We start from the raw sequence: 26998 nt of genomic DNA on the forward strand, positions 1-26998 counted from the left end.
CGCCGCGGCATCCGAGCTCGGACCGCTACTTTCCGATCTGACCGATCGGGACGATCTTGCCGCCCTCGACCTTGTAGCCGTACACGGTCGGCGCCTGGAGCTCGCCGGTGGAGTCCCACTTGTAGTGCTTGCTCAGGCCGTCGGCGTCGTAGTTCTTGACCCACTTGAGCAGGTCGGCACGCGTCGTGTTGCCCTTGTCGATGCCGGCGAGCATGACGGTCGCGGCGTCGTAGCCCTCGATGGAGTACGTGCCGGGGGCCGCGCCCGCGACCTTCTGGTACGCGTCGGCGAACGACGTGATCAGCTCACCCGGGATGCAGGGGCAGGTGAAGTACGCGTTGTTGGACGCGTTGCCGGCGAGCTTGATGAACTGCGGGTCCTTCGTGCCGTCCGGCGCGACGAACATGCCCTTGTAACCGGAGTTGACCAGCTGCTGCGCGAACGGCGCACCCTCCGGGAAGTAGCCGGCGTAGTAGACCGCGTCCGGCTTGGCGCTGTTGATCTTCGAGACCGTGGCCGAGAAGTCCTTCTGACCGGTCGTCACCTTGTCGAGACCGGCGAGAGCGCTGCCCAGGCCCTGCTGGACCGAGCCGGACAGGCCGATGCCGTAGTCGGAGTCGTCCTGCACGACGTAGACCTTCTTGGCCTTGAGCTGGTCGGTGAGGAACTTCGCCGCAGCCGGTCCCTGCACGCCGTCGTTGCCGAGGCCGCGGAAGAACGTGGTCCAGCCGTTGGTGGTCAGCTTGACGTTCGTCGCGGAGGGCGTGATGTGCACGAGTCCCTGCTGCTGGAAGATGTTCCCGGTCGCCTTCGACTCGCCGGAGAAGGGCAGACCGATGACGCCGATGATGTCCTTCTCGTTCGTCGCCTGCGTGACCGGGCCGGTGGCCTTCTGCGGGTCACCCTCGGTGTCGAACTTCTTGAACGCGACCTGGCAACCGGGGTTGGCCTGGTTGTGCTGGTTGATCGCCAGCTGCACGCCGTTGTAGATGTTGATGCCGAGCTGGGCGTTCGGGCCGGTCTCCGCCCCGACGTACGCGAGCGTGAGGCCCGAGCACTTCGCCTTGCCGTCTCCGGCCGGAAGGACAGGGTTCGGCGGGGTGTCGATCTTGGTGATGACCGGGGTGTTGCTCGCCGCGGCGAATCCGGTGCTCGATCCCGAGGTCGAGGTGGAGTTGGGGCTCGACTGGTTCGCACAGCCGGCGAGCAGGAGGACTGCCGCCACAGCGGAGATTCCTGCCAGTGTCGTCTTTCGCAGCATGTAATCGCCTTCCAGATGGGTGGCCGTCGTGCCGTGCTGTCGACGCCGACGGTCAGGGTGGGAGTGACACTACCCTTCTGGGAGCGGATTCACAGCACATAAACGGACGCCGTTTCGAAATCGTCACAAACGACACGCCGCACGCAGAGAGGGGCGGGACGGACCGCTCGTCCGTCCCGCCCCGCAGGCGCCCCGGGCGTCAATGCAGCTCGGTGACCGTCCCCCGCGCAAGGCGCAGACGGCGTCCCGCGCGGGCCGCGACGGCGGAGTCGTGCGTCACGATGATGAGCGTGAGGCCCTCGTCCGCCAGTCCGAACAGCAATGCGAGGATCTCGTCCCGCGTGTGCTCGTCCAGGTTGCCGGTGGGCTCGTCCGCCAAGAGCACCTTGGGCCGCTTCACGATGGCGCGGGCGATCGCGACGCGCTGCTGCTGCCCGCCGGACAGCTCGGACGGGCGATGATCCCCGCGGTCGGCGAGCCCGACATGCGCCAGTGCCTGCGCCACCCGCTCGTTCCGCTCGGGCCTGCTCAGGCCGAGCGGCTCCAGCCCGGTGTCGACGTTCTCCGCCGCCGTGAGGGTCGGGATCAGGTTGAAGCCCTGGAACACGAACCCCAGCTCGTGAGCACGCAATCGTCCCACCTGCGCCGGTGACGCCTTGGCGAGGTCGTCCGTGCCGAGCAGGATCTCCCCCGCGGTCGGCCGGTCGAGCCCGCCGAGCAGCTGCAGCAGCGTGGACTTGCCGCCGCCGGTCGGTCCCTGGATCGCGACGATGTCGCCGCGCTCGATCCGCAGGTCGACGCCGGTCAGGGCCGGCACCGCCTTCCCGCGAGTGGTGTAGGTCTTCGTGACTCCGCTGAGTCGGTAGACGTGCCCGGTCGACACGCCCTCGGGCGGCGCCGGCTGGATCTCTGTCGTGGTCATTCCGTGTTCTCCGTTCAGGTCCGGGGTTCGTCTGCGATCAGGAGACCGCGCGCAGTGCTTCGGCGGGGCTGAGCCGGGCGGCGCGCCACCCGCCGAAGGCACCCGCGATGAGGCCGGCCAGCACCGCGAGTCCGACCGCGGCCGCCAGGATCCACACGGTGACCGGAGCGTGCAGCGTGATCTCGCTCGCCGCGGCCTGCGCCAGGCGGGTGAAGCCGCCGCCGGGGCCGCCGCCCGGGCCCGCACCGGCCGGCGAGGAGCCGGAGGAGACCGTGGGGGCGATGACATTGATCGTGATCACCGCGGCGAGCCCCAGGACGAGCCCGACGAGGCCGCCGATGATGCTCTGGATCACGGATTCTCCGGCGACCTGGCCGACGACGCGGCGGTTGGACCAGCCGATGGCCTTCAGGGTGCCGAACTCGCGGGTGCGCCGCGCGACGCCCGAGCTGGTGAACAGCACCGCCAGCACGACCGCGACCAGGAGCACGACGATCGCGAGCCACGTGCCGAGGTTCGTGATGAGGGATGCCGCACCGGACAGCGAACTGGACACGGTGGCGGCGAGATCGGCCTGAGAGCTCACCGTCGCCTTCGGGACGGCGGTCTCGATCGCCTTCTGCACGGCGGTGATGTCGGCGGCCGACGATGCGGTCACGTAGATCGTCGAGACGACGCTGCCGGTGCCGGCGAGCTTCTGCGCCACGGCGAGCGGGATGTACACGTTCGAGGCGGTGTCGGCGCTCGCCGACGAGGATGCCACGATGCCGACGATCTTCATCTTCGTGCCGCCGACGTCGATCGTGCCACCCACCGTGAGGCTGTTCGACTTCGCGTAGGTGGCATCAACCACGGCGACGTCCGCGGACGCGTCCGCGGAGGTCAGCTGACGGCCCGAGCTCACCTTCACCGACGTGAGCGGCCCGACGGTCGTGTTCGTGGTGTCGATGCCGAGCACGGTGAAGGAGTCGACGTTGAAGCTACTCCCGCCGGCGCCGTCCGGCCCCCCTTGCGACTGCGACGTGTCGCCCTGCTGCGGGGCGCTGCCGGCCTGGCCGTACCCGCCGTTCTGTCCCGACCGCGTCGGCAGCTGGCCGTTGAAGGTCACGTTGCGAAGACTCAGCGACGACGAAACCCCGGAAACGCCCTCGACCGCGGCGACCTTCTTCACCGTCGCGCTGCTCAGGGTGCTGCGTCCCGGTTCGGTGGTCAGCCGCGACTGGTTCACCGTCGTGGTCCCGCCGGAGCTCGATCCCGCGCCCTGCCGGAAGTCGAAGCGCTGCCCGCCCGTGCCGCCCGAACCGGGAGTTTGCGCAGCGCCCGTGACGGTGAGGTCCGTTCCCACCCCGTAGACGGACTGCAGCGTCGCTTTCTGCGCATCGCGCACGCCCGCCGTGAGCGATGTCACCACCACGACGAGCGCGATGGCGATCGCAAGCCCGGCGGCCACGATCACGGTCTGCTTGCGTCGGCCCCCGAGCTCCCGCCTGAGATAGGTCCAGTACATGTCTCTCCTCGCTCTTCCCGTTGCGGTCTCCGGCAAGCTATGTTGTGAATCGATGCGCGCATCCAGCGCGTCCTATGCAAGAACGATGAGCCCGAACTCACAGTCGTCTCATAGGAGAAACCAGAGTGATCTGCGAGCCAGCACGCAGAGAATCGAGACATGACCGCCATGGCAACCACACAGACGCTTCAGCGAGCCGACGGAACATCCCCCCGCGTCCTCGTCGTCGACGACGAGCAGATGCTCACCGACCTCCTGTCGATGGCGCTCCGGATGGAGGGCTGGGAGGTGCGCACGGCGGCATCCGGATTCCAGGCCCTGCAGGTCGCCCGCGAGTTCGAGCCCGATGCCATGGTCCTGGACATCATGATGCCCGACCTCGACGGCATGTCCGTGCTGCAGCGCCTGCGCCGCAGCGGGGACGACGTGCCCGTGCTCTTCCTCACGGCGAAGGACTCCGTGAGCGACCGGGTCGCCGGCCTCACGGCGGGCGGCGACGACTACGTCACCAAGCCGTTCAGCCTCGAAGAGGTCGTGGCGCGTCTGCGGGGTCTCATGCGCCGCGCCGGCACCGCCCGCGCCGGTGAGGCGGAGCCCATCCTCCGCGTCGGCGACCTCACCCTCAACGAGGACAGCCACGAGGTCGACCGCTCCGGCACGGAGATCGAGCTCACCGCGACCGAGTTCGAGCTGCTGCGCTACCTCATGCGCAACCAGCGTCGCGTCGTGTCGAAGGCGCAGATCCTCGACCGCGTCTGGAATTACGACTTCGGGGGCCGGTCCAGCGTCGTCGAGCTCTACATCTCGTACCTGCGCAAGAAGATCGACGCCGGCCGCGACCCGCTCATCCACACGGTCCGCGGCGTCGGCTACATGATCAAAGCACCGCAGTGACGGCGGCGACCCCGGTCGCGCAGGCCCCGCAGCGTCAGCGCCGTAAACGAGTGCTGACGCTGCAGACCCGCCTGATGGTCACCGTGATCGGAATGGTCGCCCTCATTCTCGTCGCCGTGGCGTTCGCCACCAGCACGATCCTCGGTCAGATCCTCGCCACGAACCTCGACAGCCGGGTGGCCGCCGCCGCCGATCAGATGCGAGTGTCGCTCCTCGAACCGCCGCAGGACCTCGTCAGCGGGCCGCCCACCGCCTACGACGTGCTCACGACCGGCCACTACTACCCGTCCGGCACCCTGCTCATCCTGAACACGCAGGCGGGCGGCCTGTCCGGCGCGTACATCGACGAGCACAACACGGTGCGACGCTTGACGAGTGCCGAGATCAACGCCATCGCGGTCGCGGCGGCGGCCCCCGGGGCGAGTCAGGGATTCGCAACCGTGCGGATTCCCGGAGTCGACACCTACCGGGTCACCCTCCGCAGCAGCAACGGCGCGAACGGAGGCAACGGCTTCTACGCGTTCGTCGGTCTCCCGACCTCGGAGGTCAGCGCGACGGTCGCGCAGATCCTCACGACGGTCGTCCTCGTGACCACGGGCGGTCTCCTCCTCCTCGGCGTCGCGATCGCCTTGATCATCCGCCGCGGCCTGCAGCCGCTGCGCGCGGTGGCCGACACGGCCGCCCACGTCGCCGCTCTGCCGATGTCGGAGGGATCGGTGTCGATCCTCGAGCGCGTCCCCGAGGACCAGACCGACGACCGCACCGAGATCGGCCAGGTGGGCCGTGCCATGAACACCCTGCTCGACCACGTCAGCTCGTCGCTGACCGCCCGTCAGCGCAACGAAGAGCTCATGCGGTCGTTCGTCGCCGATGCCAGCCATGAGCTGCGCACTCCCCTGGCGTCCATCCGCGGCTACTCGGAGCTGTCGCTGCGATCCCTGCAGCGATCGCACGGTCCCGAGGTCCTCGAGACGACAGAGCAGGCACTGGAGCGCATCCAGGCGCAGTCGCTGCGGATGACGACACTGGTCGAGGATCTGCTCTTGCTCGCGCGACTCGACGAGGGTCAGGAGCTGGTCTACGGCTCGGTCGACCTCACCCGCCTGTGCGTGGAGGCCGTCGCGGACGCGCAGGCGGCGGGTCCCGAGCACACGTGGGAGCTCGACGTCGACGACGTGCCGATCGAGATCTCCGGCGATGCGTCGCGGCTGCACCAGGTGCTGGCGAACCTCCTCGGCAACGCGCGCACGCACACCCCGCCCGGAACCGCTGTCACGACGCGTCTGCAGCGCATCGGCTCGGACGCGGTGATCACCGTGCACGACGACGGGCCCGGGATCGATCCCTCGGTCGCCGAGGAGCTGTTCGAGCGGTTCGCCCGCGCCGACCGGTCACGTGCCCGCAAGACCGGCGGCACCGGGCTCGGGCTGTCGATCGCCCGCGCGATCGTCCAGGCCCACCACGGCGTGATCACGGTTCGCAGCACCCCGGGCGACACGACCTTCGAAGTGCGCATCCCCACGCGCGGGACACCGGCCGAGGATCAGTAGCCGCTGAACGCGTCGGTCGTGATCGACTTCGCCTTCTCCAGAGCCGGCGCCAGATCGGCGACCAGCCCCGCAGGACCCGAGATGTAGGCGTGGCGCGCCGCGAGATCGGGCACCGCGATCGGCAGCTGCGCGGCATCCAGCCGCACTCCCCCGCTCCACGTCCACGCGTCCGGCAGGGCACCGGGGTCATCGCGCATGAAGACGATCACCGGCACGCCGGCCGCGGCGATCTCGTCGCGGTAGGCCAGCTCGGCGAGCTCCGAGACCACGTACACCAGGACGACGTCCCGCCGGTCGCCGGAGGCCATGATGTGGCGCAGATGCGACACGAACGGCGTGACGCCGATCCCCGCGGCCACCATCAGCAGTGGCTCGGAATGGTGCCGAGGCAGCACGAAGTCGCCCCAGATCCCGGTGGCGGCCAGCACGTCGCCGGCGCCTGCACCGGCGAGTGCGCGCTTGAAGGTCGACTGGGGGCCGCGCCCGTCCCGGAACGCGATCCGCACCTCGGGGAGATCCTCCGGCGCCGAGACGATGCTGAACGGGCGACGGGTGCCGCGTGCGTCGGGACGCCGGTGCGGAACGTCCAGCTCGAGGTACTGCCCCGCGCTGAACTCCAGCCGGCGCCTGGTTGTGAAGGTCAGCTGCTGCACCGTGGGGGTGAGCTCTCGCCGGCCGGCGAGAGTCAGGCGCACCGCCTGGCGCAGTGTGAATGCGAACGCCACCGCGTTGCCGATGAGGAGCGCGCGCTCGGCGCCGAGACTCACCGGGAACTCCCCGATCTGGGGGGACCAGCCGAGGAACACGCCCACGACGGCGGCGACGATCAGCTGCTGCCAGCGGCGCGGGGGAAGCGTCAGGGGTTCCGGGAGCATGAACGCGCCGAGGAACAGCACCGGCGACGACCACAGCTGCTGCCAGAAGATCGCACCCGGATCCCACGGACTGCCGGCCGCCTGATACTGCACGGCGATCGAGATCGTCCCGACGACGAGGGCCGTGGCCACGAAGAGGCCGACGACCCGCAGCTTCTCGACGCGCCACACGATGACGATGCCGAGCAGCAGCACGATCGGCCCGAGCGTCGGGGTGCCCACCCACCACGCGGACGTGCCGAGATCGGAGACGCCCGACAGGGATGCCACGAGGGTCAGCACGGCGGCGCCGGTCGCCGCCGGGTTGAAGATGTGCCGCCCGCGCCACACCAGCACGTACTTGGAGAGTGAGGCGACCGCCCCAGCGAGGGCGATGCCCACGAGTCCCAGGGGCTGGATCGTGGGCCGCAGCACGAACAGCAGGATGCCCGCCGTGATCAGCGACGACTCGACGCGCCACGGCAGGCGCACGATCCGCTGGGCTGCGGCATCCACCCCGGCGCAGACGCCCGCCAGCACCGCCGCCGTCACGACCAGGTCGGCCCAGCCGGGTGAGACGAGCCCGCCGAACGAGAGCAGCAGGGAGATGACGGCCAGGAGCGCGAGTTCGAGCAGCACCAGCCGGTACATCGAGAACCGCCCGAGCAAGGCGAAGACACGATTGAAGGTGGCGGTCAGGGCTGCGATCACACGAACAACTCTGCCTCATTGCCGGGAGACCACTGCACACGGCCGTCGGTCAGCATCCGCACCCACGGCACGTCCCAGCGGTGCGCGAGCTCCGGCCCGCCGTCGAAGAACAGCGCCGTCGCCGCGGCATCGGCGCGCATCGCGGTGTCGGCCCGCGCCCAGGTCGCGGCGACCGCATCGACCGGGATGCCGGTCCGGGCGTCGAGGACATGGTGGAGCCCGTCGCCCCACGCGCGCCTGTTCACCGCCGACGAGCACAGCGCCCCGTCGGCCAGCTCGACGACCCCGATGGCGCGCGTGCGGTCGAAGGGATGCTCCAGCGCGACGCGCTGCGGCATCCCGCGCACCGCGATGTCTCCCCCGGCGTCCACGACGACTCCGCCGGACAGCGTGCCGGCCAGTTCGTCGAGGACCAGATCCACGAGCCGACCCTTGCCGAGTGCGCCCACGTCGATCGTCGCCGGCTCATCGAGGCGCAGGATGCCGCCCTTCCAGTGCAGCACGGCCCGCCAATCGGGCGCGGGAATCGGCGGCTGAGCCCGCAAGCTGTAGTCGCGGTCGTACCCGAGCCGCTCCAGCGAGCCGCCGACGAGCGGATTCACCGCGCCGTCCGTGGCGTCCGACACCTCGGCGTACAGCGCGAGCATCGCGTCCGTGTCTGCAGGTGCGGGAATGCTCCCGCCGACCGAGAGCGCCGAGACCTGCGAGTCGCTGCGAAACCGCGACCAGTCTCGGTCGAACCCGTCGATCAGCTCGGTGATGCGCGCTCGCGCGCTGTCCGCCACCGGAGAGTCCGATTCGATCGACCAGACAGTGCCGATCGCGTCGAACCGCCATACCGACGGCACAGTCTCAGCCCTTCGCCTGCGCCTCGATCGCGGCCAGGGCGTCGTTGAAGCCCGCGCTGGTCAACGACGAACCGCCCACGCGGGTCACGGCGAGCTCCTCGATCTTCTTCCCCACGACCGCCTGAGAGATCCCCGCGACGAACTCGCCCTGATAGTGGACAGTCTCGGAGGTCTGCGGATCGCCGGTCACCCGCACCGCGGTGACCGTGTCCCGGTCGAGGGTGAGGGTCACGGTGACCTTCTCGACCGACTGCGGCGTGTGGTACGTGCCCGTCGCGGTGTAGCTGCCGTTCCGGTAGACGGCGCCGGCGTCAGCGGTCGGGGCCGGGCTCTGCGACAAGTTCGCCGAGCCGGTCGTCCCCCCGCCCGTCCCCGCTGCCGAATCGGCATTGGAGGTCGTGGCCGTCGCGCAGCCCGCGAGCGCGATCGCCGCTCCCGCCGTGCCGGCCAGGGCGAGAGCGAAGCGGGCGGGGCGGGTCATGGCGGTCTCCTCGCAACGGATGGCGGATGCGGGCGAAAGGAAGGCCCCGCGTCAGCCTACGACGCGGGACTCTCCGGAGGATCTGCCGCAGCTGTGAACCGGCTCCGGCGCTCAGGCGGCCCCGTCGAACATGCTCGTCACCGAGCCGTCCTCGAACACCTCGTGGATGGCGCGGGCGAGGAGCGGTGCGATGGGGAGCACGGTGAGGCTCGGGAAGCGGACGTCCTCGGGCAGCGGAATCGTGTCGGTGACGACGACCTCGTCGATCGAGTCGTCCTGCAGGCGCTGGGAGGCGGGATCGGAGAACACCGCGTGCGTCGCGGCGACGATCACACGCTCGGCCCCGTTCTCCTTGAGGGCCTGGGCGGCCTTCACGATCGTGCCGCCGGTGTCGATCATGTCGTCCACCAGCAGGCACACGCGGCCGGTGACGCTGCCGACGATCTCGTGCACGGAGACCTGGTTGGCGACCTTCGGGTCGCGACGCTTGTGGATGATCGCCAGCGGGGCGTCCAGGCTGTCGCTCCACGTGTCGGCGACGCGCACGCGGCCGACGTCCGGCGAGACGATGGTGAGCTTGGCGCGGTCGGCCGCGCTCAGGCTGTTCTCGAAGTGATCCAGCAGCACCGGCTTGGCGAACAGGTGGTCGACGGGACCGTCGAAGAAGCCCTGGATCTGCGCCGCGTGCAGGTCGACCGACATGACGCGGTCGGCGCCCGCCGCCCGGAGCAGGTCGGAGACGAGGCGCGCGCTGATCGGCTCGCGACCGCGGCCCTTCTTGTCCTGGCGGGAGTACGGGAAGTACGGGACCACGACGGTGATGCGCTTGGCGGACGCGCGCTTGAGCGCATCCAGCATGATGAGCAGCTCCATGATCTGCTGGTTCACCGATCCGCGGAACGACTGCACGACGAAGACGTCGCAGCCGCGCACCGACACCTCGAAGCGCGCGTACAGCTCGCCCGACGCGAACACCCGGTGCTCGGTGGGAGCGAGCTCCGTGCCGATCTGCTCGGCGACCTGCCGTGCCAGTTCGGGATGCGAACTGCCGGAAACGACCACGAGACGCTTGCGCGTCTTCACCTCGAGCCCCGGAGCGATGTCGTTCGCCCGGTCGAGGTCGACGGTCTTCTGCTTACCCTTGCGACCCATCGTCCGCCTTCTGTGCAGGCCGGGACCGAGCCGCGGCGTCCGCGGCGGCCGTCCCCGCTCGGTTCTTCTCCACCCAGCCCTCGATGTTGCGCTGGGGCGCGACGCTCAGCGCCAGGGCACCCGCGGGTACATCCTTGCGGATGACGGCCCCTGCCCCGGTCTTCGCACCGTCTCCGATCTTAACGGGAGCCACCAGGACGTTGTGCGAGCCGGTGTGCACCTCGTCGCCGATTTCGGTGCGGTGCTTCGTGATGTCGTCGTAGTTGGCCGTGATCGCGCCGGCGCCGAGGTTGACCCCCGTGCCGATGGTCGTGTCGCCGATGTAGGACAGGTGCGGCACCTTGCTGCCCTCGCCGATGGTCGAGTTCTTCGTCTCGACGAAGGTGCCGATCTTCCCGCGCGCGCCGAGGACGGTGCCGGGACGCAGATACGAGAACGGACCGACGGTCGCACCCGCGCCGATCACCGCGAGGGTGCCGTCGGTGCGGCGGACCGTGGCGTCCTCCCCCACCTCGCAGTCCACCAGGGTCGTGTCCGGTCCGACGACGGCGCCCGCGGCGATCGTCGTCGCCCGCAGGATGTGGGTGTTCGGCAGCAGCGTGACGTCGGCGGCCAGATCGGCGGTGACGTCGATCCAGGTGGATGCCGGGTCCTGCACAGTGACGCCGGCGAGCTGCCAGCGGCGCACCGTGCGTGCGTTCAGGAGTGCGCCCGCCTCGGACAGCTGCACGCGGTCGTTGACGCCGAGCGCGACGAGGGCGTCGGGCGCGACCGAGGCCGCCACCGCGTGCCCTGCGGCGCGCAGGAGCGCGATGACGTCGGTCAGGTACATCTCACCCTGCGCGTTGTCGGTGCCCACCTGCGCGAGCGCCGTGCGCAGCGGGCCGGCGCGGAAGACGTACACGCCCGCGTTGATCTCGGTCACGGCCGCCTCCGCGGGAGTGGCGTCCTTCTGCTCGACGATGCGCACCACCTCGCCTGCGTCGGCACGGATGACGCGTCCGTAGCCGGTCGCGTCATCGAGGACAGCCGACAGCAGGGTGGCCCCGGCGTCCGCCTGCCGGTGCTCGGCGACGAGCGCGGCCAGCGTGTCCGATTCGAGAAGGGGCACGTCGCCGGAGAGCACGAGCACGTCCCCGTCGAAGCCGTCGAGCGCGTCCAGCGCCTGCTGCACCGCACGGCCCGTGCCGGGCACCTCGTCCTGGTCGACCACGCGGGTGCGGGGCGAGGCGGCGACGATGGCCGCCGCGACGGCGTCGCGCTCGTGGCGGACGACGGCCACGATCTCGGTGGGCGCGAGGCCCTCGGCGGTGTCGAGCACATGGCCGACGAGCGAGCGCCCGCCGATCGAGTGCAGCACCTTCGGGGTGCGCGACTTCATCCGGGTCCCCTGGCCGGCGGCGAGGACGACGACGGCGAGCTGGCTGTTGACGATGACAGAACTCATGCTCCGCCGCCAGGACTCGAACCTGAACCTCACAGCTCCAAAGGCTGTCGTGCTGCCATTACACCACGGCGGACCGCGACCGCCCGGCGGGAAGTCACGTCGTCCCAGTCTGCCAGACGCCTCGGCAGGATAATGAAGGGGTGACATCCGAGAGCGACGAGGTCGACCGCATCGTGGAGGCCTGGATCACCCAGCGGCCCGATCTGGACTTCTCCCCCCTGCAGGTCCTGTCGCGCGTGGATCGGCTGTCGCGCCACCTCGATCTCGCGCGCCGGGCCGCGTTCCGTCGCAGTGAACTCGAGCCGTGGGAGTGGGACGTCCTCTCGGCACTTCGGCGTGCCGGCGAGCCGTTCCGGCTCAGCCCCAAGCAGCTGCTGCAGCAGACCCTCGTCTCCAGCGGCACGATGACCAACCGCATCGACCGGCTCGTGGGCCGGCGCCTGGTGCGACGGGAGGCCGACCCGGCCGACGGCCGCAGCATCCTCGTCATCCTCACGCCCGACGGACGGATCCGCGTGGATGCGGCCATCACCCGCCTGGTGGATGCCGAGCAGGCGCTGCTGGCGCGGTTGTCGCGGGCCGATCAGGAGCGCCTCGCGGGACTTCTGCGCAAGCTGAGCCTGGGCTTCGACGTCTGACGCGCCGACTGGCCGCCACGGCGTGTCGCAGGCGCGACTTCGCCGCCGTGTACGCCTGCGCCCGCGGCCCGTGTCGTGCCAGAGTGGACGCGTGCGGCGGCCGTCGCACGCCTGACCCAAGGAGCAGAGAATGGGCGCACATCCGCTGGATTCCCTGAGTGCCGAGGAGTTCTCGCGCACCGCCGCGATCCTCGCCGAGCAGAAGGGCGTGGACGCCGGCTGGCGCTACGCCTCGATCATCCTGAAGGAGCCGCCCAAGGCCGAGGTCAAGGCCTGGCGCGACGGCGACCCGATCGTGCGCCGCTCGCTGTCGGTGCTGTGGAAGAAGCAGACGAACGAGGTGCACGAGGCCGTCGTCGACCTCACCTCCGGCACCGTCGAATCGTGGCAGCACATTCCCGGTGTGACGCCGAACTTCACGCTGGACGAATACCACGACTGCGACCACGCGATGAAGGAGAACCCCGAGGTCCGGGCTGCTCTCGCGTCCCGCGGGATCACCGACCTCGACCTCGTCCTGTTCGACGTGTGGACCTACGGCGGGGCGGTCATCCCCGATCAGTGGCGCGACCGCCGGCTCGGCTGGGTGGATCTCTGGCGGCGCGCGTCCAAGGACGGCAACCCCTACGCGCACCCGGTCAGCGGCCTGAAGATCATCGTCGACATGAACACCCTCGAGGTGCTCGAGATCGAGGACCACCACGACTACGGGTTCCCCGAGGTCGACGCCGAGTACGTTCCCGAGATCCGCGGCATCCAGACCCGGGAGGCGGAGATCAAGCCGCTGGAGATCGTGCAGCCCGAGGGCGTCTCGTTCCTCGTGGACGGCAGCACCATCTCGTGGGACCGCTGGAAGTTCCGGGTGGGCTTCAACTATCGCGAAGGACCGGTCATCTACCAGGTCTCGTTCGACGACAACGGCACCGAACGAGATATCGCCTACCGGATGTCATTCGCCGAGATGATCGTGCCCTATCGCGACTCGAGCTTCGACCACTACCGTCGCACCGCCTTCGACATCGGCGAGTGGGGCCTCGGGTACATGTGCACGTCGCTCGAGCTCGGCTGCGACTGCCTCGGCGAGATCACCTACCTCGACGCGACGCTCCCGGACACCGCCGGGCAGCCGTGGACGATCAAGAACGCGGTGTGCCTCCACGAGGAGGACAACGCGGTGCTGTGGAAGCACGTCGACCCGGATGCCGGCACCGAGGTGCGCCGGCAGCGCCGATTCGTCGTCTCGGCGCACGCGACCGTCGCCAATTACGAATACCTCATCTACTGGCGCTTCTACCAGGACGGCAACATCGAGTGCGAGGTGCGCGCCACCGGCATCATGGTCTCGACCCCCATGGAGCACGAGGGCGACTCCTCGGCGACCGGCACCACGATCGACAAGCGCACCTACGCGCCCTTCCACCAGCACTTCCTGATCGCCCGGCTCGACCTCGACGTCGACGGCGGCGAGAACACGGTCGTCGAGTCGGACTCCATGCCCGCGCCCATCAGCGACACCAACCCGTTCGGGCTCGACCTGAACACCCGCGCCACGGTCGTGGAGAGCGAGTCGCAGGCGGGCCGCGTCTACAGCTGGGAGAAGCAGCGCACCTGGAAGGTGCAGAACCCGAACAAGCTCAACGCGTGGGGGTCGCCGGTCGCGTACAAGATCGTGCCGTCGGCATCCTTCCCGTCGATGTTCGACGAGTCGTCGCCGATCCTCAAGCGCAACCCGGTCATCGGCAAGACGCTGTGGGTGACCAAGCACCACGACGACCAGTTCTGGCCCGCCGGCGACTACCCCACGCAGGCCGTCGACGACCTGCACAACGGGATGAGCGCCTGGATCGCCGACGACGAGAACCTCGTGAACGAAGACGTGGTGCTCTGGTACAACTTCGGCATCCACCACATCACGCGTGTCGAGGACTGGCCGATCATGCCGGCGGACACGATCTCGTTCTGGCTGAAGCCGTTCGGGTTCTTCGACCAGAACCCGTCGATCGACGCCCCGCGCACCGCGATGGACCACTGCACGCCCGGGGCCGGCCACGGCGGGGACGACCACTCCGAGCACGACCACTCCGAGCACGCGCACCACTGAGTCGCAGCCCGAGCGCAGCGCCCCGGGCTCCGGCCCGGGGCGCTGCGCCGTCTCCCCCTCAGTCGACGACGGGCGCGTGCGGCGCCGTCCGGCTCGACGCCAGCCAGCCGACTTCGTCGCCGCGGTCGAAGAAATGCCGGAACGCGTACACGAGGGGATGCCAGCGGGCCGGGTCCACCTGAAGCTCCCCGTGACGGTCCTCGCGCACGATCGACGAAGCGGCGTGGACGCGGACCACCTCCGCCTCGACCATCAGGTAGCCGCCGTCCACCGCCGGGGTGAGTCGGCGCGTGCGCGCTTCGAACTGCAGCCGGCACTCGCGGACGCGGGGCGGCACCACCAGATCGGACGGCTGCGGCGTGATCCCGACGACCGGGAACTTGTCCGGCTCGAAGCGATAGCGATGCGCCTTGGCGGCCGGTACCGGGTTCCGCCCGGTGAGGGTCGCGAGGCGCACGATCACCGGCCAGAGGTCGGGCGACGGCACGCTGACGGTGAGGTCGCTTCCGGCGAGCAGGTTGTCGGCGGTCTTCCCCTCGGTCTCGATCCCCAGCACGAGCATCCGCCCGAGCGCCCAGTACGACGACGCCGGGGCGACGTTGGGGCGGCCGTCGACGTCGGCCGTCACGATGAGGAACGCCGGCGTGCCGATATACAGCGTCTCCGGTTCGATGACCACGTGGTCGTCCGGCTCCGGCAGGTCGGCGCCGGCGGCATCCAGCGCGGGCGCCCGCCAGCGGCCGTCGACGTACTGCAGGGCCGTCGTCTCCACGACGACGCCCGACCCGTCGCGCGGGATCTCCCCGAGGATGCGCGCCGTGCCGTCGGCATCCACCTCGACGGGAATCCCCGCGTCCTCGAGCCGGCCCGGGTCGAGCGTGACGAGCGTGAGCGGCAGATGCAGATCGGCGTATCGCTCGTCCAGGACCTCCTGCACGCGGGATGCGGTCGTCGCGCGGATGTGCCCGCCCGGCTCGTAGGCGACGCCGCGCGTGGCCGCGCCGTACTCGCCGGCGAGCTCGCTCATGTCCCAGTCGTCGGTGATCGCGATGTGGTGGATCCGAGGCGCGCCCATGATCCGACCGTAGCGCCCGATCGGCGAACCCGGATGAGCCTCGTCCCCCGGGACGGGGCTCACCCGGGCGTGGCCGTCAGGCGCCGAGGACGCGCTCGGCGGTCGCCGTGCCGATGCGCACCGCGCCGTCGACGTGCTGGTAGCCCTCGCCCGCGATGTCGCTGGAGGCGAAGTAGATCGGGCCGACGGGCTGGTTCTGCAGGGCGCCCCAGCGGTGCAGACCGCCGAGGTCGTAGCTGGTCGCGTACGCGCCGCGCGTCCACTCCTCGTTGCCCCAGTCGGACAGGTAGAAGGACTCGGGCGTCAGCGCCTCGTCACCGAGCGACCGCGCGATCCCCTCGAGGATGACGCGCTTGCGCTCGTCCTCGTCGAGTCCCCACATCGCCTCGGCCTTCACGTCGGAGATGAAGCCGACCAGGGTGCCGCGCTCGTCGCCGTGGTTGGTGTTGTCGTACACCTCCTGGACGAGTCCCGCGTGGTCGTAGACCGTGCCGGCCAGCCCCTTCTCGCGCCAGAAGGGGGTTGCATAGGTGGCGTGCACCTTGATCACGAGACCCATCGAGACGTGCTGGTGGGCGACCATCTGCATTCGCGGAAGCGGCGGGTTGTACGAGATGCGGTGGTACAGGTTCGGCGGCACGGCCACGATCGCGTGCTGCGCCCGCACCGTCACCTCGGCGCCGACGGCGGTCACGGATGCTGCCGCCCCGGGGCCGTTGTCGGTCCACTCGAGCGTGTGCACCGGATTGTTCAGGAACACGATGTCATCGCCGAGCTCGTCCGCGATCGCGATCGACACCGACTGCATCCCTCCCACGACGCGCTTGTCGAGGATGAAGTGGTCGTCGAGGAGGTTCGAGAACGAGCCGGCCGATGCCGACATGAGCACGGCCTGCAGGGTGGAGAACGCGTACGAGGGCTTGGTGAGCATGCCGCCCGCGATCCACATGGCGATGTTCTGCACGGCCTCTTCATCGTCGGACTGCTTGTGCAGCCACTCGATGAACGAGATCTTGTCGAGCTCCTCCGCCAGCGGGTGCGCCCAGGGCTCCGACGCCCCCACCTGCGCGGCGTAATCGTCGAGGATGGCGGCGATGCGGTCGATCTCGGCGTTGGTCTCCGCGCTGACGGGCAGGTCGCTCGCGAAGCGCGTGGTGCTGCCGTCGGCGGCGACGTAGATCGAATCGCCGTCGCGGTAGCGCGAGTAGGTCTCCTTGCCGAGCTCGGCGACGAGGTCGAGCAGCGCCGTCTGGTCGGGCGAGATCCACTGGCCCCCGATCTCGAACCAGCCGCCGTCGCGGACGTCGCTCCAGGTGCGGCCGCCTACGCGGTCGCGCGCCTCGAGGACGGCGACGGACTTGCCGGCCGCGGTCAGACGACGCGCCGCGTTCAGGCCCGAGGGTCCGGCGCCGATGATGACGACGTCGCGCTCGATGGTCTGCATGTTTCCACTCCTTGTTCGTGGGATCGACTGCGATCCCGACATAAATGAATGTCGTTTATTTAATGTAGCAGATACGATGTGTCAGCACCGGCGCCGTCCCGCCGGCCCGACCCAGCGAGGAGACGCCGTGCCAGAGACGACCCAGCCGCATCGGCGCGCGGGCCGCCCGACCTCACGCATCCTGACCCGCGACGGCATCACCGACGCCGCGCTCGCGATCGTGCGCACCAAGGGGTACGAATCGCTCACGATCGCCTCGCTCGCAAAGCACCTGCACGTGACGCCCAGCGCGATGTACAACCACGCGCGGTCCAAGCAGGACATCATGCGCAGCGTCCAGGACCGCCTGATGGCCGGCATCGACGACACCGAGCTCGCCGGCATCCGGCGCGCCGTCGCGGCCGGAGAGGCGGGGCCGCACCCGTGGCGGCACGCGCTCCTCGCCTGGGCGACGTCGTACCGCGACCTCATGGCCCGGCACACGTCCCTTGTGCACGCGATCGCGACGATGCCGATCACCGGGGCACCCGAGACCCTCGCGATGTACGAGGTGGTCGTCGGGGCGCTCGTCGACGTCGGCTGGCCGCGCGACCGGGTGCTCGCGCTCATCGTCGCGCTGGAGAGCTTCGTCTACGGATCCGCCTACGACGTCAGCGCCCCCGACGACATCTTCGACACGGCCGGATTCGAGCCGTCCGCGCCGACGTTCACGAGCGTGCTCCTGGAGCGCTCCGAGGATGCCCACTCGTACACGCGGTCGGGCGTCGGCCGCGAGTCGTTCGAACGCGGCGCGATGGCGATCGTGGATGCGTTCGCCGCGGCGGCGGGTGTGGACTGCCCCGGAGCCGGGACCTGGCCGGGCGACATCGACGCGAGCCCGCCGCCGCCCGCGAACTACGCTTGATCAGCGATGGCACATCTTCTCGGCGCCGAGGCGCTGCACCTCGAATACCCCACCAAGGTCGTCTTCGACTCCGTCAGCCTCGGCGTCGACGAGGGCGATCGCATCGGCATCGTCGGCCGCAACGGCGACGGCAAATCGTCGCTGATGGCAATGCTGGCCGGCACGCGCGAGCCGGATGCCGGACGCGTCACGATGCGCCGGGGCGTCACCGTCGGGGTGCTCGAACAGTCGGACACGCTCGGTGACGCCGAGACCGTCGGCCACGCTGTCGTCGGCGACCTCGCCGAGCACGAATGGGCCGGAAACGCCCGGATCCGCGACGTGATCGCGGGACTGCTCGGCGGCCTCCCGTGGGATGCCGCAATCGGAACGCTCTCCGGCGGACAGCGGCGGCGGGTCGCGCTGGCCGCGCTGCTGGCCGGCGACTGGGACGTGCTCGCTCTCGATGAGCCGACCAACCACCTCGACGTCGAGGCCATCGCCTGGCTGGCTCGCCACATCAAGGGCCGCTGGGCACCGAACGCCGGGGCACTGATGGTCGTGACGCACGACCGGTGGTTCCTCGACGAGGTCTGCACGGCGACGTGGGAGGTGCACGACCGCATCGTCGAGCCGTTCGACGGCGGCTACGCCGCGTACATCCTGCAGCGCGTCGAACGCGACCGCCAGGCCGCAGCCATCGAATCACGGCGCCAGAACCTCGCACGGCGCGAGCTCGCCTGGCTCCGCCGCGGCGCCCCGGCGCGCACCTCGAAGCCGAAGTTCCGCATCGACGCGGCCAACGCCCTCATCGCCGACGTGCCCGAACTGCGCGACCCGGTGGCCCTGCGCTCCCTCGCCGTGGCAAGGCTCGGCAAGGACGTCGTCGACCTGCTCGACGCCGGCGTCACGTACCCGGCATCCGGAGCGGACCAGCCCCGGACCGTGCTCCGCGACGTGGAGTGGCGTATCGCGCCGGGCGAGCGCACCGGCATCCTCGGCGTCAACGGCGCGGGCAAGTCGACGCTGCTCGGACTCGTCGACGGGACCGTCTCACCGACGTCCGGCCGGGTCAAACGCGGCAAGACCGTGCAGGTCGCCACGCTCACCCAGCGCATGGACGAGCTGGACGAACACCTCGACTCTCCCGTGCGCCTCGTGCTCGAACGCCTGCGCACGACCTACACGTTCGGATCGGGATCCAAGGAGCAGGAGCTCACCCCCGGCCAGCTGCTGGAGCGCATGGGCTTCTCGAGCGCGCAGCTCTCGACGCCGGTCAAAGACCTCTCCGGCGGCCAGCAGCGGCGACTGCAGCTGCTGCTCGTCCTTCTGACGCAGCCGAACGTGCTGATCCTCGACGAGCCGACGAACGACCTCGACACCGACATGCTCACCGCCCTCGAGGAGCTCCTCGACTCGTGGCCGGGGACACTCCTCGTCGTGTCGCACGACCGCTACTTCCTGGAACGGGTCACCGACCAGCAGTACGCCGTCCTCGACGGCCACCTCCGGCACCTGCCGGGCGGCGTGGACGAGTACCTGCGTCTGCGCGCGGCCCAGGAGAACGCTGAGCCGAGCCGCCCCGGCGCGTCCGGACCGGTCGCCTCGGGCTCGACCCCATCGGCGCCCGTGCTCGCCGGCGCGGACCGACGCGCGGCAGAGAAGGAGCTCACCGCGCTTGAGCGACGGATGCAGAAGCTCGCGACGGAGATCGACACCCGCAAGCACGCGCTCGTCGATCACGACCAGTCCGACTACGTCGGCCTCGGTGAGCGGATGGCGGAGATCACGGCGCGGGAGACCGAGGTCGAAGAGCTGGAGCTGCGCTGGTTCGAACTGACCGAACAGCTCGGCTGAGCATTCCGCGATCGGATGTGGAACGGAGAGGCCGGCACGCGATGCGTGCCGGCCTCACGTACGCTCGGACGGAGGTCAGCTCAGGCCCTGCGCCTTGAGCCACTTGGTCGCGATCTGCGCCGCCGACTGCTGATCGACGGTGTTCTCGACGTTCCATTCGACCAGGACGTCGGGGGTGAGCTTCGCCTGCACAGCGTTGATGACCGACCCGACCTTGTCGGAAACGCTCTTGTTGACGAGCGGAACCACGTTCGACGACAGGATGAGCGCCTTCGGGTCCTGCAGCACGACGAGCTTGTCCGTCTTGATCTTGGGACTCGACGTATAGATGTCGGCGATGTTGACCGTGCCGGCGACGAGCGCCTGCTCGGTGGTGTCTCCGGTCGCCTTGAACCCGACCGTGACGCCGTACGTCTTCTTGACGCCCTTCGGGCCGTAGGGGCGGTCGGCGAACTCGGCGTTCGCGCCCACCGTGAGCGGCACCGTCACCTTCGCCAGGTCGGCGATCGAGGTCAGGTGCCACTTGTCGGCGAACGCCTTGGTGACCGTGTAGGAGTCCTGATCGGTGGCGGTCGCCATGTCGAGGACGGCGAGATTCGACGGCAGCGCCGCCTTCAGCGCCGTGTAGACGCCCTGCGGGTCGGTCTCGGTGGCGCTCGGCTTGAAGTACTGCAGCAGGTTGCCGGTGTACTCCGGGAACAGCTGGATCTCGCCGCTCTTGACGGCGGGCATGTAGGCGTCGCGCTGTCCGATGTTGAACTTGCGCGTCACCTTGACGCCCTTGGCCTCGAGTGCCTGAGCGTACACCTCGGCGATGATCTCGTTCGAGGGGTACGCCTGCGAGCCGATGACGACGGCGCCGGCGGCCGCGCTTCCAGACGACGAGCTCGTCGGACTGGACAGCGGGTTGCCGGAGCTGCAGCCGACGAGACCTGCTGCGGCGATGGCGACCACCGCAGCAGCGGTGAGCGCGCGCTTGCGAATGATGTTCATGATGTTGCACCTTCCAATGGGAGTCGTTGGCGTCGTGAGGTGGAGACTTTGAGTTTGCGGGCCCCGCGCGGGACGACTGCGCGCTGCAGGAGCGCGAACAGGAGGTCGATGGTGAGGGCCACGACGGCGATCACGATCGCACCGCCCAGCACCATGTCGATGCGCTGCAGCGGGAGCCCGGCGAGGATGTACTGGCCGAGACCGCCGAGACCGACGTAGGCGGCGATCACGACCGTCGCGATGACCTGCAGAACGGCGGAGCGGATGCCGGCCACGAGCAGGGGCAGACCGAGGGGCACCTCGACGCGCCACAGGATCTGCCACTCCGTCATGCCGACAGCGCGCGCCGCATCGACCACGCGCCGGTCGATGGCTTCGAAGCCGCTGTAGGCGCCGGCCAGGATCGACGGGATCGCGAGCAGCACGAAGGTGATGACCGCCGCTGCGGTGTAGTGGATCACGCCCATCACGACGACGAGCAGGATGAACAGCCCGAACGACGGCACCGCCCGCGCGGCGCCGGAGATCGAGACCGCCACGTTGCGGGCTCTGCCCGTGTGCCCGATCGCCCAGCCGGCCGGGATCGCGATGACAGCCGCCACCGCCACGGATGCTGCGGTCAGTCCGAGATGCACCGCCAGCGCCGTCGAGATCGGGTCGTACGGGGACTTGTCGCTGAAGATCCATGCGAACGCCTGTGCGAACAGGTTCACGAGCCGGCCTCCAGCATGATCCGCGTGCGGCGCGAGCCCCGGGGCGTCTTGTCGGCGCTCTGCCAGGGCATCGCGAGGCGACCGGCCCCGACCAGCAGGGCATCGAAGATCAGAGCGATGATCATGACCGCGACGACGCCGGACAGCACCTCGGCCACGATCTGCCGCTGCAGCCCGTTGGTGAAGAGGTAGCCGAGGTTCTGCACGCCGATCAGGATTCCCACGGTGGCCAGGGCGACGGTGCTGACGGCGGTCACCCGGAGACCGGCGAGGATGACGGGACCGGCGAGTCGGAGCTCCACGGTGAAGAACCGCCGCGACGCGCCGTAACCCATCGCTGTGGCGGCGAGGCGCACGTCGGGGTCGACGGACTCGAGCCCGTCGGCGACGCTGCGCGTCATCAGCGCGATCGCGTAGAGGGTGAGCGCGACGACGAGGTTGAGTTCGCTGAGCGGGCTGATGCCGAGCACCACCGGGAGGATCATCAGCAGCGCGAGCGACGGGATCGTGTAGAGGATGCCGGTGATCACGAGCACCGGTTCGCGGACGAGCCGATAGCGCCAGGCGAGCCAGCCGAGCGGAATCGAGATCACCAGCCCCAGCACGATCGGCGGAATGCTCTGCCGGACGTGTTCGAGTGACAGCTGCCAGATCAGCCCCAGGTTCTCGAGAACCCAGCTCATGTCGCCACCGTCGGGTCGTCGACGAGCGCGCCCTGAGCACGCCCGCGGCCGTCGACCACCACCGTGCCGTGCGGCGTCTTTCGCAGACTCAGTGCACGGCGCCCGCGGTCGGCACCGATGAAGTTCGAGACGAACTCGGAAGCGGGAGACTCGATGATCTCGTCGGGCGTGCCGAGTTGTGCGATCTGGGCGCCGGTCTCGAGGATGACCACCTGGTCACCGAGGAGGAACGCCTCGTCGATGTCGTGGGTGACGAACACGATCGTCTTGCGCACGTCGCGCTGAATGCGGAGCAGTTCTTGCTGCAGCTCGTCGCGCACGATCGGGTCGACGGCGCCGAACGGCTCGTCCATCAGCAGGATGTTCGGATCGCCGGCGAGCCCTCGCGCCACTCCGACGCGCTGCTGCTGGCCGCCGGAGAGCTGGTTGGGGTAGCGCGTGGCGAGTGCGTCGTCGAGCCCGACGGTGTGCATGAGCTCGCGTGCGCGAGCGCGCGCCGCGCGCCGCGGCGTGCCGGTGAGAACCGGGACGGTCGCGATGTTGTCCTGCACCGTGAGGTGCGGGAGCAGGCCGGAGTTCTGCATCACGTAACCGATGCTGCGCCGCAGGGCGACAGCCGGACGATCGTGGATGTCGACCCCGTCGATCAGGATGCTGCCCGCCGTCGGCTCGACCATGCGGTTGATCATGCGCAGCAGGGTGGTCTTGCCCGACCCGCTCGACCCGACCAGGACCGTGGTGTGCATGGCGGGGATCGTCAAGGAGAAGTCCCGCACGGCTTGCGCGCCGCCCGGAAACTGTTTGCCGACCGCTCGGAATTCGATGCCATCTGCCACCTGACCAAACGTAGCCCACCCCTCCGACATCCGGGCGGAGATGACCCACGAGGTCGGAATACGTCCGCGGACGACCGGCCGGTCAGCTCGCGAGCAGACGTGCTCCCGGCACGGGCCCGTGCACATGCAGAGCGGTGTGCCCGGCGGCGCTGAGGGCGATCTGCAGGTCGATGGCGGACGACTCGTCCTCGGTCAGGAACGCGATCGTCGGACCGGACCCGGACACGAGGCCGGTGAGTGCGCCCTCGTCATGTCCGAGCTGCAGCACGTCGTTGAGTTCCAAACGGCGTCGGATGGCGGCGATCTGCAGCTCGTTCGACGCCGAGGCCGCCAGCAGACGGGCGTCGCCGGTGCGCAGCGCCTTGAGCACCGGCGGGAACACCTGCGGCGACGCACCCGCCCAGAGGAACGACTCGGGGTGGTCGGCACGGTACTCGTCGAGCTCGCGATAGATCTCCGGCGTGGACAGGCCGTCGCCGGAGGTCACGATCACCCAGTCGAACCGGCCGCGCGCGAGCGCCGGACTCAGCTGCTCGCCCCGCCCGAGGCCGATCGCCGTGCCGCCCATCAGCGCGAACGGGACGTCCGCCCCGAGCTCCGCGCCGAGTGCCTGCAGCTGAGCACTCGTCAAGCCGGTGCCCCAGAGCGCGTCGCAGGCGACCAGGGCGGCCGCGGCATCCGCCGAGCCTCCGCCCATGCCGCCGGCGACCGGCACGCCCTTGCGGACCTGCAGGTGCACGCCGGCATCCACCCCGCACCGGTCCGCGAGCAGTCGTGCGGCGCGGATCGCGAGGTTGCGATCGCCCAGCGGGACGCCGGCGACGTCGACGGACCCGGAGACCTCGATCGTGAACGAATCCGACGGCGACGCCCACATGTCCTCGTACGCGGAGACCGCCTGATACGCGGACGCCACCTCGTGGTAGCCGTCGTCGCCGAGGCCGCCCACGGCGAAGAACACATTGATCTTGCCGGGGGCGCGCACGTGCACGCTCGAGGGGGCGAGCGCCTCGCTCACAGCGTCGCCGACACCTTCCACAGGTTCACGTCGTCCTCATCGCCGAGACCCGACGAGAGCACGTCGATCCGGGCGAGCTCCTCCTCCGAGAAGGCAGGGCCCGACAGTGCGGCGAGGTTCTCGTCCAGCTGCGACGGCCGGGACGCGCCGATGAGCGCCGATGCCACGGTGGGCGTGCGCAGCACCCACTGCAGCGCCATCTGCGCGAGGGTCTGTCCGCGCTCCTTCGCGATCACGTCGAGCCCCCGCACGATCGCGAGGCCGTGGTCGGAGAGGGGCGAGTCCGGCAGCGAGCCGCGCTTCTGCGCACGCTCGGCGACGCCGCCGCCCAGGTACTTGTCGGTGAGCAGACCCTGGGCGAGCGGAGTGAAGGCGATGGCGCCCAGACCCGTCTCGTCCAGGACGCCGGTGAGGCCGTCCTCCACCCAGCGGTTCAGGATCGAGTAGGCGGGCTGGTGGATGACCAGCGGCGTCCCCAGGCTCCGCGCGATGACGACCGCTTCGGCCGTGCGCTCGGCGCTGTACGACGAGATGCCGACGTACAGGGCCTTGCCCTGGCGCACGAGCGTGTCCAGCGCACCGATCGTCTCCTCGAGCGGCGTGACGTCGTCGAAGCGGTGCGAGTAGAAGAGGTCGACGTAGTCCAGCCCCATGCGGGTGAGGGACTGCTCGGCGCTGGAGAGGACGTACTTGCGGGAGCCGTACTCGCCGTAGGGCCCCGGCCACATGTCCCATCCGGCCTTGGACGAGATGATGAGCTCGTCACGGTACGGGCGGAAGTCCTCGGAGAAGATGCGGCCGAAGTTCTTCTCGGCCGAGCCGTACGGCGGACCGTAGTTGTTCGCCAGGTCGAAGTGCGTGATCCCGCTGTCGAAGGCGTGACGCAGAAGGGTGCGCTGGTTGTCGATCGGGATGTTGTCGCCGAAGTTCCACCACAGCCCGAGCGAGATCGGCGGCAGGAACAGGCCCGAGGTGCCCACCTGGCGATAACCGACGCGCGAGTAGCGATCGGGCGCAGCCGCATACGGACGATGCAGATCGGGAACCCTGGTGGACAGCCGCGAATCAGTCATGCTGTCGAGGCTAGCGTGCCCCGGCGGCATCCGTCATGGCGGACGACGCCCCGGCCGTGTCGGCGGCGGCCGCCGCCGCCCATCCGGCATCCACCCACACCGCTCCCTCGGGGATCCGGGGACGGTACGCCGGGACGGCGGCCATCCGCTCGCGGACCGTGGCGTGCACGTTCGCCCGCGCGGGAATGGGTCGGCGCCGCGGGATCAGCAGATCCCATCCCGCCCCGTTGCGGTGCGTCAGGGCGGTCGCGTCCGTCGGCGGGAACCCCGCGAACAGCGTTCCCACCAGGTCGGGCGGCCCGACGGGTTTCAGCAGCAGCCCCTCTTGACGAGCCCCCTCGAGCACCCAGCGGAGGGTGATCGTGGACAGCCGGCAGTCGTCGGCGTAGGTCCCTCCGACATCCGCGTGCACGCCCGCGAACCACACCTCCTCGCAGTTCGGATGCGACGGGTCGACGAGGTTCTCCCGGAACGGCCGCCGGCGCTCGTCGATCGAAACCGCATGCCGGATGCGCTGCGCGTTGGGCAGCTTGCGGGTGAACGGCCACGACGGGGCGAAGCGGGCCAGGCCCAGCGCCTTGACGGTGTCCCAGATACCGAGGTAGGCCACCGGGATGGTCCGATGCCCGTCGGGGTGGCGGCAGAACACGTCGACGAAGCGATCGATCCTGGCCCAGTTCACGTTCTCCGAGCCGCCCGGATGCGCGTACTCGGCGACCGCGAACTGGAGCATGTTCTCGGTGCCGCGACGAAGCAGACCGATCGTGCGCAGCATTCCGACGAGGGCACGGGCGGTGAACGCGCCCCGGCTGAACCCGAACACGAACACGCGATCTCCGGGCTCCCAGTTCTTCACGAGCCACAGGTACGCGTCGCCCAGGTTCGCGCGCAGTCCCTTGCCCCAGATCAGGCCGCCCATCCGGGTCAGCCAGCGGGCGAACGGACCCCACGCGCCGGGCGCGGCCTCGGTGCCCACTCCGGCCGAGTAGAACGCGATCTGCTTGTGCGGGTCGGACAGATCGAGCAGGTCGTAGGTCTGCACCGGGTTCGAATCGGTGCGGCGCGATCGCACCTCCCCCGCGGTGCCGTCGAGGCAGAGCACGAGATTGCGCGCCATGGCGTCCTCCTGAGGTGAGTCCTGCCCACAGGAGGATCGACCGCCGCTCGCTGATACGCGGCGCTCAGGGAGCGACGCGCGCGATCCGCACGAAGTCGTCGATGGTGAGCTGCTCGCCTCGCGCGGTCGGATCGACCCCGGCCTGCTCGAGGACCGCGGATGCCGCAGCGGCCGACCCGCCGAGAACCGGCGACAGCGCCTGCCTGAGCATCTTGCGCCGCTGGCCGAAGGCGGCGTCGACGATCGCGAAGACGCGCCGTCGCTCGGCTTCGGACCCCCGCGGCTCGGCATCCCGCTCGAACGCCACGAGCACGCTGTCGACGTTCGGAACCGGCCAGAAGACGTGCCGGGACACCGTTCCGGCGAGCCGCCACGGTCCGTACCAGGCGGCCTTCACGCTCGGAGCGCCGTAGATCTTCGACCCGGGGGCGGCTGCGAGGCGCTCCCCCACTTCGGCCTGCACCATGACGACGCCGCGCTGCAGGAACGGGAAGGTCTCGAGGAAGTGCAGCAGCACGGGCACCGACACGTTGTAGGGCAGATTCGCGACGAGGACCGTCGGCTCGCCGGGGAGCTCTGTGACCCGGAGGGCGTCGGCATCCACCACCGTCAGTGCATCGGCGGGCACGCCGTGGGCCTGCGCCGTCCGGGCCAGGCGTTCGGCCAGCCGGTGATCGATCTCGACGGCCGTCACCGACGCCCCCGTCTCGAGGATCGCGAGGGTCAGCGAGCCGAGCCCGGGGCCCACCTCGACCACGCGCTCGGACTCCTGGACGCGCGCGACCTGGACGATCTTTCGCACGGTGTTCGCGTCGACGACGAAGTTCTGCCCGAGCTTCTTCGTCGGGGTGACATCCAGCTCGGCGGCCAGGGAACGGATCTCGGCAGCGCCCAGCAGATCGACCATCCCCCTATTCTGCCCGGAGCCGACGGCTTCGAC

At 69.8% G+C, this 26998-nt stretch carries 24 protein-coding genes and 1 tRNA gene; 6 read left to right on the forward strand and 19 right to left on the reverse strand.

What is annotated here, in order from left to right; genetic code table 11:
- Positions 1 to 25: 25 nt before the first annotated feature.
- The 3 genes from LK09_RS05790 to LK09_RS05800 form a co-directional block, all read right to left on the reverse strand.
- Positions 26 to 1261 carry a branched-chain amino acid ABC transporter substrate-binding protein gene (locus LK09_RS05790; protein WP_039397067.1) on the reverse strand — a complete coding sequence of 412 codons (1236 nt, stop codon included), beginning with the start codon at positions 1259 to 1261 and terminating at the stop codon, positions 26 to 28.
- A gap of 199 nt (positions 1262 to 1460) precedes the next feature.
- A complete protein-coding gene (locus LK09_RS05795) occupies positions 1461 to 2183 on the reverse strand; it encodes an ABC transporter ATP-binding protein (RefSeq protein ID WP_052226445.1) in 723 nt (240 codons plus the stop codon).
- Between the two features lie 37 nt (positions 2184 to 2220).
- Complete coding sequence (locus tag LK09_RS05800) at positions 2221 to 3690, reverse strand: ABC transporter permease (protein WP_039397068.1); 1470 nt, start codon at positions 3688 to 3690, stop codon at positions 2221 to 2223.
- 159 nt (positions 3691 to 3849) lie between these two features.
- On the opposite strand from LK09_RS05800, the gene LK09_RS05805 reads away from it, so the two are divergent.
- Together LK09_RS05805 and LK09_RS05810 are read left to right on the forward strand one after the other, a co-directional pair.
- Positions 3850 to 4584 (forward strand): response regulator transcription factor, encoded by a 735-nt coding sequence (locus LK09_RS05805; RefSeq protein ID WP_039397071.1) that lies wholly within the window; start codon positions 3850 to 3852, stop codon positions 4582 to 4584.
- Complete coding sequence (locus LK09_RS05810; protein WP_039397073.1) at positions 4581 to 6134, forward strand: sensor histidine kinase; 1554 nt, start codon at positions 4581 to 4583, stop codon at positions 6132 to 6134. The genes LK09_RS05805 and LK09_RS05810 overlap by 4 nt, the downstream gene beginning before the upstream one ends.
- Here LK09_RS05810 and LK09_RS05815 read toward each other — a convergent pair.
- The 6 genes from LK09_RS05815 to LK09_RS05840 all read right to left on the reverse strand — a co-directional run bounded on the left by LK09_RS05815 (position 6128) and on the right by LK09_RS05840 (position 11700).
- The gene (locus tag LK09_RS05815) at positions 6128 to 7699 is read right to left on the reverse strand and encodes an FAD-dependent oxidoreductase (RefSeq protein WP_039397075.1); all 1572 of its coding nucleotides are present in this window, start codon (positions 7697 to 7699) and stop codon (positions 6128 to 6130) included. The genes LK09_RS05810 and LK09_RS05815 overlap by 7 nt on opposite strands.
- Positions 7696 to 8547 carry an FAD:protein FMN transferase gene (locus tag LK09_RS05820; protein WP_039397077.1) on the reverse strand — a complete coding sequence of 284 codons (852 nt, stop codon included), beginning with the start codon at positions 8545 to 8547 and terminating at the stop codon, positions 7696 to 7698. The genes LK09_RS05815 and LK09_RS05820 overlap by 4 nt, the downstream gene beginning before the upstream one ends.
- Before the next feature lie 4 nt (positions 8548 to 8551).
- Positions 8552 to 9028, reverse strand: a complete 477-nt coding sequence (locus LK09_RS05825; protein ID WP_039397079.1) for a hypothetical protein — start codon at positions 9026 to 9028, stop codon at positions 8552 to 8554.
- Between the two features lie 111 nt (positions 9029 to 9139).
- The gene (locus LK09_RS05830) at positions 9140 to 10180 is read right to left on the reverse strand and encodes a ribose-phosphate diphosphokinase (protein ID WP_039397082.1); all 1041 of its coding nucleotides are present in this window, start codon (positions 10178 to 10180) and stop codon (positions 9140 to 9142) included.
- Positions 10164 to 11627 carry a bifunctional UDP-N-acetylglucosamine diphosphorylase/glucosamine-1-phosphate N-acetyltransferase GlmU gene (glmU, locus tag LK09_RS05835; protein ID WP_039397085.1) on the reverse strand — a complete coding sequence of 488 codons (1464 nt, stop codon included), beginning with the start codon at positions 11625 to 11627 and terminating at the stop codon, positions 10164 to 10166. The genes LK09_RS05830 and glmU overlap by 17 nt, the downstream gene beginning before the upstream one ends.
- A gap of 1 nt (position 11628) precedes the next feature.
- Positions 11629 to 11700 (reverse strand) — tRNA-Gln (locus tag LK09_RS05840).
- A gap of 67 nt (positions 11701 to 11767) precedes the next feature.
- On the opposite strand from LK09_RS05840, the gene LK09_RS05845 reads away from it, so the two are divergent.
- Both LK09_RS05845 and LK09_RS05850 read left to right on the forward strand, forming a co-directional pair.
- Positions 11768 to 12265 (forward strand): MarR family winged helix-turn-helix transcriptional regulator, encoded by a 498-nt coding sequence (locus tag LK09_RS05845; protein WP_039397087.1) that lies wholly within the window; start codon positions 11768 to 11770, stop codon positions 12263 to 12265.
- Positions 12266 to 12395: 130 nt separating this feature from the next.
- Positions 12396 to 14366 (forward strand): primary-amine oxidase, encoded by a 1971-nt coding sequence (locus tag LK09_RS05850; protein WP_052226446.1) that lies wholly within the window; start codon positions 12396 to 12398, stop codon positions 14364 to 14366.
- A gap of 58 nt (positions 14367 to 14424) precedes the next feature.
- On the opposite strand, the gene LK09_RS05855 is transcribed toward LK09_RS05850, so the two are convergent.
- Together LK09_RS05855 and LK09_RS05860 are read right to left on the reverse strand one after the other, a co-directional pair.
- The gene (locus LK09_RS05855) at positions 14425 to 15441 is read right to left on the reverse strand and encodes a flavin reductase family protein (RefSeq protein WP_197060972.1); all 1017 of its coding nucleotides are present in this window, start codon (positions 15439 to 15441) and stop codon (positions 14425 to 14427) included.
- A 76-nt stretch (positions 15442 to 15517) separates the two neighbouring features.
- Positions 15518 to 16885 carry a flavin monoamine oxidase family protein gene (locus LK09_RS05860; protein WP_039397088.1) on the reverse strand — a complete coding sequence of 456 codons (1368 nt, stop codon included), beginning with the start codon at positions 16883 to 16885 and terminating at the stop codon, positions 15518 to 15520.
- Between the two features lie 127 nt (positions 16886 to 17012).
- On the opposite strand from LK09_RS05860, the gene LK09_RS21390 reads away from it, so the two are divergent.
- Both LK09_RS21390 and LK09_RS05870 read left to right on the forward strand, forming a co-directional pair.
- Entirely contained in the window at positions 17013 to 17789 is a 777-nt protein-coding gene (locus LK09_RS21390) for a TetR/AcrR family transcriptional regulator (RefSeq protein WP_052226447.1), read from the forward strand.
- A gap of 6 nt (positions 17790 to 17795) precedes the next feature.
- Positions 17796 to 19625 (forward strand): ABC-F family ATP-binding cassette domain-containing protein, encoded by a 1830-nt coding sequence (locus tag LK09_RS05870; RefSeq protein ID WP_039397090.1) that lies wholly within the window; start codon positions 17796 to 17798, stop codon positions 19623 to 19625.
- Between the two features lie 75 nt (positions 19626 to 19700).
- On the opposite strand, the gene LK09_RS05875 is transcribed toward LK09_RS05870, so the two are convergent.
- The 8 genes from LK09_RS05875 to rsmA form a co-directional block, all read right to left on the reverse strand.
- On the reverse strand, positions 19701 to 20618 hold the full coding sequence (locus LK09_RS05875) for an ABC transporter substrate-binding protein (protein ID WP_039397092.1): 918 nt from the start codon (positions 20616 to 20618) through the stop codon (positions 19701 to 19703).
- The gene (locus LK09_RS05880) at positions 20615 to 21331 is read right to left on the reverse strand and encodes an ABC transporter permease (RefSeq protein ID WP_039397094.1); all 717 of its coding nucleotides are present in this window, start codon (positions 21329 to 21331) and stop codon (positions 20615 to 20617) included. The genes LK09_RS05875 and LK09_RS05880 overlap by 4 nt, the downstream gene beginning before the upstream one ends.
- Positions 21328 to 22014: an ABC transporter permease gene (locus tag LK09_RS05885; RefSeq protein ID WP_039397096.1), complete on the reverse strand. Its 687-nt coding sequence runs from the start codon at positions 22012 to 22014 to the stop codon at positions 21328 to 21330. Before LK09_RS05885 ends, LK09_RS05880 begins: the two co-directional genes overlap by 4 nt.
- Positions 22011 to 22880: an ABC transporter ATP-binding protein gene (locus LK09_RS05890; RefSeq protein WP_052226448.1), complete on the reverse strand. Its 870-nt coding sequence runs from the start codon at positions 22878 to 22880 to the stop codon at positions 22011 to 22013. Before LK09_RS05890 ends, LK09_RS05885 begins: the two co-directional genes overlap by 4 nt.
- A gap of 52 nt (positions 22881 to 22932) precedes the next feature.
- Positions 22933 to 23868: a 4-(cytidine 5'-diphospho)-2-C-methyl-D-erythritol kinase gene (locus tag LK09_RS05895; protein ID WP_039397097.1), complete on the reverse strand. Its 936-nt coding sequence runs from the start codon at positions 23866 to 23868 to the stop codon at positions 22933 to 22935.
- Entirely contained in the window at positions 23865 to 24941 is a 1077-nt protein-coding gene (locus LK09_RS05900) for an aldo/keto reductase (RefSeq protein ID WP_039397099.1), read from the reverse strand. Before LK09_RS05900 ends, LK09_RS05895 begins: the two co-directional genes overlap by 4 nt.
- 10 nt (positions 24942 to 24951) lie before the next feature.
- On the reverse strand, positions 24952 to 26058 hold the full coding sequence (locus tag LK09_RS05905; protein WP_052226449.1) for a DUF2235 domain-containing protein: 1107 nt from the start codon (positions 26056 to 26058) through the stop codon (positions 24952 to 24954).
- 64 nt (positions 26059 to 26122) lie between these two features.
- Positions 26123 to 26965: a 16S rRNA (adenine(1518)-N(6)/adenine(1519)-N(6))-dimethyltransferase RsmA gene (rsmA, locus tag LK09_RS05910; protein ID WP_039397101.1), complete on the reverse strand. Its 843-nt coding sequence runs from the start codon at positions 26963 to 26965 to the stop codon at positions 26123 to 26125.
- Positions 26966 to 26998: the final 33 nt, after the last annotated feature.

This window comes from Microbacterium mangrovi (assembly GCF_000802305.1).
GTDB classification, from domain to species: Bacteria; Actinomycetota; Actinomycetes; order Actinomycetales; family Microbacteriaceae; genus Microbacterium; species Microbacterium mangrovi.

Bases quoted from the DNA above. Each gene is read 5' to 3' on its own strand.
- LK09_RS05790 (WP_039397067.1), bottom strand. From the start codon at position 1,261: ATGCTGCGAAAGACGACACTGGCAGGAATCTCCGCTGTGGCGGCAGTC.
- LK09_RS05795 (WP_052226445.1), bottom strand. From the start codon at position 2,183: ATGACCACGACAGAGATCCAGCCGGCGCCGCCCGAGGGCGTGTCGACC.
- LK09_RS05800 (WP_039397068.1), bottom strand. From the start codon at position 3,690: ATGTACTGGACCTATCTCAGGCGGGAGCTCGGGGGCCGACGCAAGCAG.
- LK09_RS05805 (WP_039397071.1), top strand. From the start codon at position 3,850: ATGACCGCCATGGCAACCACACAGACGCTTCAGCGAGCCGACGGAACA.
- LK09_RS05825 (WP_039397079.1), bottom strand. From the start codon at position 9,028: ATGACCCGCCCCGCCCGCTTCGCTCTCGCCCTGGCCGGCACGGCGGGA.
- LK09_RS05830 (WP_039397082.1), bottom strand. From the start codon at position 10,180: ATGGGTCGCAAGGGTAAGCAGAAGACCGTCGACCTCGACCGGGCGAAC.
- glmU (WP_039397085.1), bottom strand. From the start codon at position 11,627: ATGAGTTCTGTCATCGTCAACAGCCAGCTCGCCGTCGTCGTCCTCGCC.
- LK09_RS05850 (WP_052226446.1), top strand. From the start codon at position 12,396: ATGGGCGCACATCCGCTGGATTCCCTGAGTGCCGAGGAGTTCTCGCGC.
- LK09_RS05855 (WP_197060972.1), bottom strand. From the start codon at position 15,441: ATGGGCGCGCCTCGGATCCACCACATCGCGATCACCGACGACTGGGAC.
- LK09_RS05860 (WP_039397088.1), bottom strand. From the start codon at position 16,885: ATGCAGACCATCGAGCGCGACGTCGTCATCATCGGCGCCGGACCCTCG.
- LK09_RS05870 (WP_039397090.1), top strand. From the start codon at position 17,796: ATGGCACATCTTCTCGGCGCCGAGGCGCTGCACCTCGAATACCCCACC.
- LK09_RS05875 (WP_039397092.1), bottom strand. From the start codon at position 20,618: ATGAACATCATTCGCAAGCGCGCGCTCACCGCTGCTGCGGTGGTCGCC.
- LK09_RS05885 (WP_039397096.1), bottom strand. From the start codon at position 22,014: ATGAGCTGGGTTCTCGAGAACCTGGGGCTGATCTGGCAGCTGTCACTC.
- LK09_RS05890 (WP_052226448.1), bottom strand. From the start codon at position 22,880: ATGTCGGAGGGGTGGGCTACGTTTGGTCAGGTGGCAGATGGCATCGAA.
- LK09_RS05900 (WP_039397099.1), bottom strand. From the start codon at position 24,941: ATGACTGATTCGCGGCTGTCCACCAGGGTTCCCGATCTGCATCGTCCG.
- LK09_RS05905 (WP_052226449.1), bottom strand. From the start codon at position 26,058: ATGGCGCGCAATCTCGTGCTCTGCCTCGACGGCACCGCGGGGGAGGTG.
- rsmA (WP_039397101.1), bottom strand. From the start codon at position 26,965: ATGGTCGATCTGCTGGGCGCTGCCGAGATCCGTTCCCTGGCCGCCGAG.